Annotated in this window: 12 protein-coding genes; 6 read left to right on the forward strand and 6 right to left on the reverse strand. The window is 62.7% G+C overall.

Annotated features, from left to right (window positions below; translation table 11 throughout):
- Both ACETK3_RS20210 and ACETK3_RS20215 read right to left on the reverse strand, forming a co-directional pair.
- Window positions 1-174: a hypothetical protein gene (locus ACETK3_RS20210; RefSeq protein ID WP_373993477.1), complete on the reverse strand. Its 174-nt coding sequence runs from the start codon at window positions 172-174 to the stop codon at window positions 1-3.
- A 52-nt stretch (window positions 175-226) separates the two neighbouring features.
- Window positions 227-976, reverse strand: a complete 750-nt coding sequence (locus ACETK3_RS20215) for a hypothetical protein (protein ID WP_373993478.1) — start codon at window positions 974-976, stop codon at window positions 227-229.
- Between the two features lie 312 nt (window positions 977-1,288).
- Between ACETK3_RS20215 and ACETK3_RS20220 the strand changes: the two genes are divergently transcribed.
- The gene (locus ACETK3_RS20220) at window positions 1,289-2,005 is read left to right on the forward strand and encodes a Crp/Fnr family transcriptional regulator (RefSeq protein WP_373993479.1); all 717 of its coding nucleotides are present in this window, start codon (window positions 1,289-1,291) and stop codon (window positions 2,003-2,005) included.
- 61 nt (window positions 2,006-2,066) lie between these two features.
- A complete protein-coding gene (locus ACETK3_RS20225) occupies window positions 2,067-3,287 on the forward strand; it encodes an NAD(P)-binding domain-containing protein (RefSeq protein WP_373993480.1) in 1,221 nt (406 codons plus the stop codon).
- 112 nt (window positions 3,288-3,399) lie between these two features.
- On the opposite strand, the gene ACETK3_RS20230 is transcribed toward ACETK3_RS20225, so the two are convergent.
- Window positions 3,400-4,149, reverse strand: a complete 750-nt coding sequence (locus ACETK3_RS20230; protein ID WP_373993481.1) for an SDR family oxidoreductase — start codon at window positions 4,147-4,149, stop codon at window positions 3,400-3,402.
- A gap of 198 nt (window positions 4,150-4,347) precedes the next feature.
- Between ACETK3_RS20230 and ACETK3_RS20235 the strand changes: the two genes are divergently transcribed.
- Window positions 4,348-4,563: a hypothetical protein gene (locus ACETK3_RS20235; RefSeq protein WP_373993482.1), complete on the forward strand. Its 216-nt coding sequence runs from the start codon at window positions 4,348-4,350 to the stop codon at window positions 4,561-4,563.
- A gap of 4 nt (window positions 4,564-4,567) precedes the next feature.
- Window positions 4,568-4,753: a hypothetical protein gene (locus ACETK3_RS20240; protein WP_373993483.1), complete on the forward strand. Its 186-nt coding sequence runs from the start codon at window positions 4,568-4,570 to the stop codon at window positions 4,751-4,753.
- 201 nt (window positions 4,754-4,954) lie between these two features.
- On the opposite strand, the gene ACETK3_RS20245 is transcribed toward ACETK3_RS20240, so the two are convergent.
- Window positions 4,955-5,560, reverse strand: a complete 606-nt coding sequence (locus tag ACETK3_RS20245; RefSeq protein WP_373993484.1) for a hypothetical protein — start codon at window positions 5,558-5,560, stop codon at window positions 4,955-4,957.
- Window positions 5,561-6,133: 573 nt separating this feature from the next.
- Here ACETK3_RS20245 and ACETK3_RS20250 point away from each other — a divergent pair.
- Both ACETK3_RS20250 and ACETK3_RS20255 read left to right on the forward strand, forming a co-directional pair.
- A complete protein-coding gene (locus tag ACETK3_RS20250; RefSeq protein WP_373993485.1) occupies window positions 6,134-6,814 on the forward strand; it encodes a hypothetical protein in 681 nt (226 codons plus the stop codon).
- A 21-nt stretch (window positions 6,815-6,835) separates the two neighbouring features.
- Window positions 6,836-7,411 (forward strand): hypothetical protein, encoded by a 576-nt coding sequence (locus ACETK3_RS20255; protein WP_373993486.1) that lies wholly within the window; start codon window positions 6,836-6,838, stop codon window positions 7,409-7,411.
- 37 nt (window positions 7,412-7,448) lie between these two features.
- Here the strand turns inward: ACETK3_RS20255 and ACETK3_RS20260 are convergent, their stop codons facing one another.
- Window positions 7,449-9,107 (reverse strand): thiamine pyrophosphate-binding protein, encoded by a 1,659-nt coding sequence (locus ACETK3_RS20260; RefSeq protein WP_373993487.1) that lies wholly within the window; start codon window positions 9,105-9,107, stop codon window positions 7,449-7,451.
- Window positions 9,108-9,372: 265 nt separating this feature from the next.
- Window positions 9,373-9,837 carry a hypothetical protein gene (locus tag ACETK3_RS20265; protein WP_373993488.1) on the reverse strand — a complete coding sequence of 155 codons (465 nt, stop codon included), beginning with the start codon at window positions 9,835-9,837 and terminating at the stop codon, window positions 9,373-9,375.
- Between the last annotated feature and the right edge of the window lie 135 nt (window positions 9,838-9,972).

Here is a 9,972-nt window from a genome sequence, read left to right on the forward strand (position 1 = left end):
TTAGTAGAGCCTGCCCTGGCCCGCGGCGTCAACTCCCGCCGAGCCGGCGATCCGCAGAGCCAGCAGGCAGGACCGCAGCATGTGCTCCATCGGCTGCCCGAGGCCCAGGTCGATTGCGAGGGACAGCGCGGCCAGGACTTCACTGCGGCGGGGTGCAGCCGGTGACTGCTTCACACCTGCCATTCTAGGAAGCCATCACCGCGGGCAGTAGGGGATCAGCCCGCCGTCATGCCGCCTGCTTTTTCCCGGCGCGTACGGATACGTTCTCGCTGGGGTGGGCGGTGGACGGGAACCGCACGCCCACCCGGGCTCCGAACAGTCCACGCTGCGGAAGCCAGAAGTCCGCCAGGTGGTCCTGCACCTCGAGTGGACCGGGCTTGCCCGCGTCCTCACCCCCGATGGTGGCTTGGGAATCGGTGACCACCCAAAACTGCCGGGGCTGGGCCTGGAATGTCTGCCCGTTGGGCACCACGCCGGAGACTTTCATCCTGCCGGCGTTCAGCAGCGGCCCGGCGAATGCTCCCATGGCGCGGAGCACCAGTTCGTTGCGCCACAGCGTTTCGGGCATCCGGACGGCCATGGCGGTCAGCATCGAGGTGGCCGCCGAGGTGCCCAGCTGGAGGCGCCAGTCAAGGACGCCCGGGACGGTGATCACGGCGGTGAAGGGCCCGCTCCACTGGATGTCGACGTCGGTCTCCACCGTATGCTGCACGGCCGCGCCGAAGTAGCGTGCGCAGCTGAACTCCGGTGCGGTGTTGGCGTAGATCGTCCACTCGCCGCCGGGCGTGCGGTGCCAGACGGAGCGGTAGCCGGGGCCAACGGAGCTCATCGGGAAATCCCGGAAGGCCAGGTAATGGCCGCTGCTGAAAGGTAACCCAAGGACGGCGTAGCCGGCGAAATGCTCCGCTGCGTCCTCCGGAAGGTCGGCAAGTGTCGGTGTTGCCTTTGCTGCTGACTGCGGCTGGTAGGTGTTCATGGCCGCCTCCTTTTCTCCATGTCCTGAGCTTAGGAGCGGGCCGCATCAGGGGCATGGGGCAACTGCCTCATTTAGCAGATCCAAGAGGCGGTTGCTCTCACCCTAAGGGACGGGTCCTTTTCGCGACTCGGGTCAGCAGCGGAGCAATTACGAATCTGTTTTGTTGCGGTCACTTCCGGACGACCATACGCTGAGCAGACCCGGTCGAAGACGAGCGGAGTGACAGATCCCGCGAGGATTGCCCTGATGCCCATCTGACCCCGTCAATCGCACGTTGCCGATACGACTCAAGGATCGGTGCATTGTCTGGCCATGGATGCTGACGTCTTAAAAGCCATTGAGGTTTCCAACCTTCATATGGTCGCTCCCAACAGTCTGGGCAAGCTGCTCGCCGGTGCCCAGCGCAAGGATATCCCGGCCCGAACTGTCACCCACCGCGAGGGTGATACGAATCCGCACCTGGAACTGGTCGTGTCTGGTGTGGTCAGAGTCTTTGTCAGAGCTCCGGACGGACGCACCATGACCATCCGCTACTGTCGAACAGGATCACTTCTCGGCGCAGTATCGCTGTTTGCTTCGGATTTCTCGCTGCCTGCTTCCCTCCAGACGCTGACAGCAACCAAGTTGTTGAGTCTGTCGCCGGAACGTGTCCGCCACATGGTAAATGAGGACCGGAAAGTCGCGCTTGCGCTGCTCGAAGAACTCAGCCAGCGGGTCCTGACCTTCATTTACCAGATTCCCGACAACGCCTTCGCCAGCGTCCGGCAGCGGATGGCCCGGCATTTACTCGATTTGGCCTCTGAAGGGGCGTCTGCACACTTTGCGGCTGGCCTGGAGAGTGGTCCGGAGCTCGTCATCAAAGCATCGCAGAGTGACCTCGCGGAGGCGGTGGGGACAGCCCGGGAAGTTGTGGTGAGGATCCTGCGGGAGCTGCGGCATGAGGGCATTGTTCACACGGACAGAACTGGAATCGTCATTCTGGACCCCGCGCGGCTGGTCCAGGAGATGCGGTGGAACATAAGTTCCTGACACGCCACGTACCCCGGGCCGACACTGGAGCTCTCAGAAGATCTAGTAAGGCAGGCACGTCATGGTCATCGATTGTGTGGTGGTTGGAGCTGGTCCCGCCGGGCTGGCCGCCAGCTCCTTGCTGTCGGGCTTCGGCATCGAACACGTTGTTCTGGAACGGGCTCGGCCAGGTGAAACTTGGCGGACCCAGCGCTGGGATTCGCTGCACCTCAACAACCCAGGGTTCATGAACACCATGTTGGGTGATCAGGACCCAGACACGTACCTTACCGGACCGGAGGTGGTTCGGCGTCTTGAGGTGCTGGCTTCCAGAGCACCGGTGTTCACGGGCATCGATGTCGTCGGGGTGGCCCGGCTTCACGGCCGCTGGAACCTCCGCACAAGCGCCGGCCAACTTCAAGCCCGCACCGTCGTGGTTGCGAGCGGCGGCGAGAACATTCCACGTGTGCCGTCGCTAGCAAACCGGTTGCCGGATCGCATCATCCAACTCCATGCCGCAACATACAGGAAGCTCCCGGATCTGCCCGAAGGGGCAGTGCTGGTGGTCGGCAGCGCACAGTCCGGAACCCAGATCGCCGAAGACTTACTGGCGGCGGGTAGGCGTGTTTGGCTGGCTACCTGCCCGGTTGGTCGAGCTTCCGCCAACTATCGGGGAAGAGAAACGGTCCGGTGGTTGGACGAGGCAGGCTTCTTTGAGCACCGACCGGAGGACCTGCCCGACCCACGGCTGGTCCGGGCAGTACCGGCTTTGCTGGCGCCGCGCGGGCAGAACATGAGTCTGCAGTTGCTGTCCGAGGCAGGTGCAACACTCACCGGCCGACTCGTAGCCGTCGAAGGGGAGACACTCACTTTCGACGGCAGCACAGCAGCGAACATTGCCTATGGAGACCGTTCTGCGGCGAACATTCGAAGCCTGATCGATGCGCACATCCAAGCTCACGGGCTTGATGCACCAGCGGCCGAACCGGACCCAGCGGAACGGCCGATTGAGATCGACCCGCCCCGGCAGCTTCACCTTCGTGCCGCTGGGATAGGCAGTGTCATTTGGTGCACTGGCTACCGGGGCGCATTCCACTGGCTTGGTGATGACCTTACGGATTCCTTGGGGGCGCCATTGCGGCAAGGAGCAGCTTCGCCGGCACCGGGTATCTGGTTTATTGGTCTGCGCTGGCTAATACGCCGGACTTCAGGAAATTTCATAGGTTTCCCCAGAGACGCTGAAGTCATAGCCAACGACGTGCGAAGTTTCCTGACGGCGCGGGTCGCACGAGCGGGGATATAGGCCGTACCGGTGGACACCGGGGCATGGTCATGGCCGCCTTTTTCGCCATGCCTTGAGCTAGGGCGGGGCTGCAGCAGGGGCATGGGGCAACTGCCTCATTTAGCATCGGCTTTTACGCGGCGTTATTGGCGTCGAGCCACTCCAGGAACGTCTGGCGTCCGACGGCGGAACCTGGCGCCGGGATCAGCGCGCCTTTGCGCATGGCCTTGCCCATGGGGCCGGGAACGCGCAGGGGAACGATCCGCTTTTTCTGCTGCGTCTTGGCCAGGTAGGCAGCGACGAGGTTTTTCAGTTGTTCGGCCTGCGGGCCGCCGAGGTCCGGGATGCGTCCCTTCGGCCCGGCCTCGGCCGCGTCCACCAGGGCCTCGGCCACCTCCTTGGCCGCGACCGGCTGGGTGGACATCGTGGGCACGAAGACCAGGGGACCCACTGAGGCGGCCCTGAGGGACATCGGTACGAACTCGTGGAACTGGGTGGCTCGGAGGAGGGTCCACGGAATGCCGCCGTGCCTGACCTCGTCTTCCTGCACCAGCTTCCCGGCGTACAGTCCTGAATCGGCGTTGTCGATGCCCACAATGGACAGCGCCACATGGTGAGTCACGCCGGCCTTCTTCCCGGCTGCCAGCAGGTTTTGGGTGGCGTTGGTGAAGTAATCTACGGCTTTCTTGGTGGACAGGGTCTGGATGCCGGAGGCGTCGATGACCGTTTCGACGCCCTGGAGTGCCTGCTCGAGGCCGCGCCCGTTGACCAGGTCCACCCCTTCGGCGCGGCTGAGGCTGACCACCTGGTGCCCGCGCTCCCTGGCGATGGCCACAACGTGGCGCCCGACTGTACCGGTTCCCCCTGCAACGGCAATCTTCATGGAAGAAATCCTAAGCCGCGGATCTGCTTCAAAGTCTGTATGTCGGTAGATCGCGGAAGCGCGCCTGAGCAGGGGCGTACGACGGCGGCGCTCACCCAGGAGGGGCCGGAACGTGGTGCGGGGATCGGCGAGGGACCAAGGTCCATTGTCGCGGCAGGCACCAGGGGTTAGCATCTGATTCCGGCCCGGGAGGTACAGATGCTCGACGATTCAGACCTGTTGCACGCGCTGCGGCGGCACTGGGACCACTCCGGCGTTGACGAGGACGTTGCCCACGAGATCTACCACGACGACGCGGTGCTTGAGTTCCCCCAGTCCGGCGAACGGTTCGAGGGGTGCCCAACTTCCGCGAATGGCGCCGCCAGTACCCGGCCAAACTCAATTCCACACGCGCCGGATCACCCGCCGCGATGACCAGGTGGTGGTCGAAAACCTGATCAGCTACGACGGTGCTCCCTGGATGTTTACCGTCAACCTTCTGGAATTCCGGGACGACCGCGTGGCGCATGAGCGCATCTACATCATGGACGGCTGGGACGCTGCGGAGTGGCGGAAGCCCTGGCGCGCCGAGCGGCCCGCAGACCCGCCGCCTCCCGCTCCATAGCTGCCTGAGACACGAGTTCTAGGCACTGCCCGGCTTGTCACGGAACTCCATTACGCCCCCACTAGCGCGAGGTTTCGCTGGAGGTGGTAGATCAGGTGCGGGAGCCGTTCCCTATGCTCCGTCAACGGTGGTTGTAGGGAGGCAGCACAAACAAAGAACGTCGAGGTAGCTTTACCTCGACGTTCTTTGTGAATCCGTTTGCTACTTCGCGCTGGAGTTTCCGGAGCAAGAAGCCATGGCGGCCGTGCCAGAACCACTGTTCTTGGAGACGCTCGCACCATCAACCAGGATTTCGCAGGTAACAGAACTCGCCGCGCTGAAGTCGCCCGTGACGCTGAGCGTGCTAAAGCTGATGCCCTTGGCGGTCACGTCCTTCTTCCAGTTGGCAGCAATGTCCTCGTTCGAGGAACCATCACCATTCCAGTAGGTAACCTTTGCAGGGCCCGTGGTGGTCACGACGTACTCAATCTTGTGTTCCTTGTTCAGGGCGTCGCTTACCCCGTTCGCGGCTGCAGCCAGCATCGAGGTGACGATGATGGCAACAACGATGGCGACGGCACCCAGGACGAGGCCGGTGATGGAAGTGCCCTTCTTGGTGAATTTCCGGGTCAGGCCAATACCGCCAAAGATAATGGCCAGTGGCCCAAGGATAAATGCAACAAATCCCAGAATGGGAATGATTGCGAAGACGACGGCGACAATGCCGAGAACCAAGGCGGTGGTCCCGAATCCGTTACCCTTCTGCGGCTGGTAGTTGCCCGGCGCGGAAGATCCTTGGTTAAGGGGAGGGGCGTACGGTTCACTCATGACTGTCCTTTGTGTGATGCGGTCTAATATTGCCGCTGATAACCAGTTCAGGTGGAGTGACAAGTTAGGCTCGTTCCCCCCCAAGCAACGGCAATCTCATTGTAAGCAACATTTTGACCGCATGGCATGGTTTTTCACGAGCTTACGGAATTGTGTCGATTCACCGTTGGACGATGGGTCCGGGAGCGGCCCAATTTGATTCAATCCTGCGGTAATCCTGTGCCAAAACTCCCATGACGACGAGCCCGTTAGGGCTATGCTCTCCCAACGGGTTGGGATAGCTCGGTCAGCTTTTCAGGGGGAAAATTGAAAGTCTATAATTCGCCGGGCAACTGGCCTCGACCGCCAGTTGGCTGGCAGCCGCACGAGGGCTGGCACCCGGATCCTGCGTGGGGTCCTGCTCCGCCCGGACACGAATTCTGGATTGAAATCCCTGAGACGGTTTTCTCTCCGGAACCCCGGGGCCAGGCCCTTACAACCACAGCATTTGTGCTTGCTGCGGTGGCAATCGTCTTGTGTTGGATCCCGATCCTCAACATCCTGAGTTTCCTCCTGGGACTTAGTGGAGTGGTCATGGCCATCGTTGGCTTAGCTGCTGCGCGACGTGCTGGACTTCCGGCGCAAGGCTTGACTATCGCCGCCCTCGCTATTGGAGGAGTTTCGCTTATCGGCGTTATTACATTTCAGATGGCCTACTCATCAACCTCAAACGAACGACGCGTCGCAAATGCTGAACCAGCTGTAACGCAGTCGATCCTCCCGTCGGCCAATTCGACACAATCTGCAACCAGTAGCCCCGAGGCAGTTGTGGCGGTCGTCGACGGGTCAGCTGAAAAGCCGCATCCCGTCGGAGCAGCAGCCATCGTGGGAAACGAATATCAAGTTCAAGTTCTTAGCGTTAAACTCAACGCGACTGACGAGGTAGTCGCCAACAATATGTTCAATAAGCCTCCTAAAGGGAGGTACATCCTCGTGGATCTTTCGGTGACCTACGCAGGGGCCAAAGAGGGAAATCCTTGGATCGATCTTACGCCGACGTTTGTAGGTACCGATGCGAGGCAGTACGACGCAAGTTCGTGCGGGGCTTCCTTGGACAACGGGGCCATGAATGTGCCGACGCTGGAAAAGGGCGGTCAGGCCAACTATCAAGTTTGCATGGATGTGCCCCTGGGGGCGATCGAAGGCGGCAAGATCTTCGTCCAAAAGCGCCTGTCAATGAATAGTAAATCCAGAATCTACTGGGGTTTGAACTAGCAGCCTAATGGAGGAGGACTAATGACCGAAAATACACCGCCGGTTCCGCCGGCGCCGATGCCTGGGCCGGGCTACCCTTCGCGCGCGCCCTTTAGCTCCCCGCAGGGCTACGAACGGCAGGGAACTACCCAGCCATACAACCCGACGCCGTGGGTAGGTAATGGACAGCAGCCGCGGTACTCGCAGCTCGAGTTTGACCCGTCGCCACCGCAGCATGCGCCGCAGTGGTACCAGACGGCTCCAAGACCAAAGTCTTCGGGCTTGCGTGTGGGTGCCGGTATCGTCAGCATCGTGCTCGGCGCCGTCCTGCTGGTGGCATCCATGGCTGGATTCGCCTCCAACGTGATCGCCGGCTTCCTTTTGCTGGTAGCGGCATTGGGTAACGTCACTACCGGAATCGTCCTGCTGGCCAGTCAGCGCGAACGTACCCACGGTGCGCCGATCACGTCCATCAGCTTCGCCGGGTTCGCCCTCCTGGCAGCACTCTTGGCGGTGCCGTTTCTCAGTGGCGCGGTGCTCTTCTTCGGAGTTCTCCTTGCGGCTCCGGTCATAATTCTGCTGGGTCTTGAGCTCGCGCGGGCCAAACCCGCCGCATAGTCCGTATACGTACGCGAGCCAAGCGGTGCTTGCATTGCTATCCGGCCACAGCTGCCCTCGCCGCCTGCGAAGCCGCCATCCACTCTGTCAGCCATGGTGCGCGGACGCTGGAAGTGATCCGGCAGTCGGCCACGAAGGTCCCACGAGCGCCGGCGTCGATCCAGTCCTGCAGAGCGGACAGATCATCAAGCGAACGAATAACAGCCGACTCGGCCCCCAAAGCCCGGGCCACGCCGCTGAAGTCCACCTCGGGGATCAACATAGGCTTCTCGGTCAGCCCTTGCGATCCGTACTGGTGGACTTCGGCTCCGTAGGCGGCGTCGTTGTAGATCACCACGATCGCGCTGCGGGCGGCAGCGATCAGCGATTCGAGGTCGGACAGGCCCATCAGGAAACCGCCGTCGCCGGAGGCCAGCACCAGAGTCCGACCGTCCTCCACGGCACGGGCTGCCCCGACGGCGCTGGCCAGGCCCAGGCCGATCGACTGGAACGCCGTCCCCACCATCACCAGGTCCTGCGGCCGCGGGATGTTCCAGTACATGGGCGCCCAGCCGATGAAGTGCCCGCCGTCCTGCACCACCGTGCGGCGCTCCGGCAGCACGGCATCGAGCGCGGAGGCCAAACTACGTGGATCCAGCCGCCCATCCACGGTTTCAGCAGAACCAGCAGCATAGCCCGACCCAACAGCCAGACGCCGGGCAGCTTCCTCCCGCCAAGCAACAGCAGCAGCCTCACGGTCAACCATAGCCAACAGCCGCGAAGCAGCAGCCTTCACGTCCGCCTGCACGAACAGGTCCACCCGCGGGTTGGTCGGCTCCGCCGCTGTATCGATTTGGATGACCGTGGCATCCGGACCGAGCAGGTGCCCGAACCGCATAGTGAACGGGCTCAGGCTCGCCCCGGCCACCAGGACCACGTCGGCCTCGCCCATCAGCGCGGCCGCGGTGTCGGTGCCGAATCCGCCGGCCACGCCCAGGTACCCCTCGCCATTGAGGAGGTTGAGCGCGAGGGCGGTTCCGGCGGTCAGTGCGCCGAGCCGGTCGGCGAGCTCCCGGAGCTCCGGCCCAGCACCGGCGAGGTGCGCACCCCGGCCGGCCAGGATCAGCGGCCGCCTGGAACCGGCGAGGAGGCGGGCAACCTGCCCAAGGCCGCCGTCGACGTCGTCCGTTACCTTGGGTGCCGCCGGCTCCGGAAGGTTCTCGTCTTCCGCCTCGAGGGCAGCGAGGTCGTAGGGGATGGCAAGCACGACGGCGGTGCGCCAGGTGAGTGCGTACTCCACCGCCTGCCGGGTGACGGCGCCCGCGGCGTCGCGGGTGACGGTGAAGGTGGCCGCGCCGAGGCCGGCGGCGATGGCAGCCTGGTCGACGTCCCAGGGCCGGGCGCCGCTCGTGGGCGCGTCGCCGGTCACCAGGACCACCGGGATCTGCGCCTGGACGGCCTCGGCGAGGGCGGTGAGCGCGTTGGTGTAGCCGGGGCCGTATGTGGTGGTGCCCGCGGCGAGCCGTCCGGACGCCCGGTAGTAGGCGTCGGCGGCGGCGATGGCGGCGCCCTCATGCCGGACGGCGGTGAAGCGCAGGCCCTGCTTCTCCGCGGCGTCCAGGAAATGGACGTTGCCGTTGCCCATGACGCCAAAGACGTCGCTGACATAGCTGCTGAGAAACTCTGCCACGCGGCCTGAGACGGTAAGTGAAGTCATGCAGGAATCCTGTGGGCCAGCCCACATAATCAGCAAGAGAGCTGCAGACCGCTGGGATTTTTGGCAGCAGCGGAGGGAGAAAGTGACAAAACGACATCGCAAGGGAGACTTGCTCCCGAAGTCGCGTTACGAGCATGGGACCAAGTCCCCCCGCTCGCAGGGACGGAATCAATCAGCTGGCGCGCCAGCAGGCGACATGGATGTAGCAATGACAGAGCGGCCCATCCTGTCTTCATGGCCGTATGGGCCGCTCCAATGCCCATAGCTAGGCAAGTGCTGCACAGACGTCCACGGCCTGTCCTGAGCTGCTTACCAGAGTGAAGACCCCGGTGGTGGGATCAATGGTGTAGACAATAGTTCCGGTGTATTGAGTGGTGGTCGGGCCTGCGGGTACGTCCGAGGGGAAGAGAACTAGACCGTTATGGCCGCTTGCTCTGACGGTGTAGGTGCCGTCCGCGTTGTAGGTCGTCTTCGAAACCGAACCGCTCGTATCAAAAGTAATGGACTTTCCGGTGCTCAGGTTTGTGTAGGTCAACAGGACGCCCTTGCCGGCTGTTATGGTCCGGACCTTATTCCCATTTTTATCGTAGAAGTCCTTCGTCTGTAGGTTCCCCCCAGTGCCTTGGAGTTGCAGAGCAAAGCCCGGGCAGCCGAGCCCGGGGTCTAGGACAATGGGATCATCGGCCTCAGCAGGCTGGGCCGTAGCGAACAATGCTGCTACGAATATCACGGCCGAAGCGAGGGAGGGACTGCTGAAGGTTTGATTGACACTTTGCCTGTGAGGATTTGATCCTTGCGGGTGGAAGGATGTTCCTCATGCCCAAAGCCTTTCCCGAAGAGTTCCGCCGCGATGTCGTGGCGGTTG

The sequence above is a fragment of the Arthrobacter sp. E44 genome (genome assembly GCF_041877125.1).
Taxonomy (GTDB): domain Bacteria; phylum Actinomycetota; class Actinomycetes; order Actinomycetales; family Micrococcaceae; genus Arthrobacter.

Bases quoted from the DNA above. Each gene is read 5' to 3' on its own strand.
- ACETK3_RS20255 (WP_373993486.1), top strand. From the start codon at position 6,836: ATGACCGAAAATACACCGCCGGTTCCGCCGGCGCCGATGCCTGGGCCG.
- ACETK3_RS20250 (WP_373993485.1), top strand. From the start codon at position 6,134: ATGGCCATCGTTGGCTTAGCTGCTGCGCGACGTGCTGGACTTCCGGCG.
- ACETK3_RS20235 (WP_373993482.1), top strand. From the start codon at position 4,348: ATGCTCGACGATTCAGACCTGTTGCACGCGCTGCGGCGGCACTGGGAC.
- ACETK3_RS20215 (WP_373993478.1), bottom strand. From the start codon at position 976: ATGAACACCTACCAGCCGCAGTCAGCAGCAAAGGCAACACCGACACTT.
- ACETK3_RS20245 (WP_373993484.1), bottom strand. From the start codon at position 5,560: ATGAGTGAACCGTACGCCCCTCCCCTTAACCAAGGATCTTCCGCGCCG.
- ACETK3_RS20230 (WP_373993481.1), bottom strand. From the start codon at position 4,149: ATGAAGATTGCCGTTGCAGGGGGAACCGGTACAGTCGGGCGCCACGTT.
- ACETK3_RS20225 (WP_373993480.1), top strand. From the start codon at position 2,067: ATGGTCATCGATTGTGTGGTGGTTGGAGCTGGTCCCGCCGGGCTGGCC.
- ACETK3_RS20220 (WP_373993479.1), top strand. From the start codon at position 1,289: ATGGATGCTGACGTCTTAAAAGCCATTGAGGTTTCCAACCTTCATATG.
- ACETK3_RS20260 (WP_373993487.1), bottom strand. From the start codon at position 9,107: ATGACTTCACTTACCGTCTCAGGCCGCGTGGCAGAGTTTCTCAGCAGC.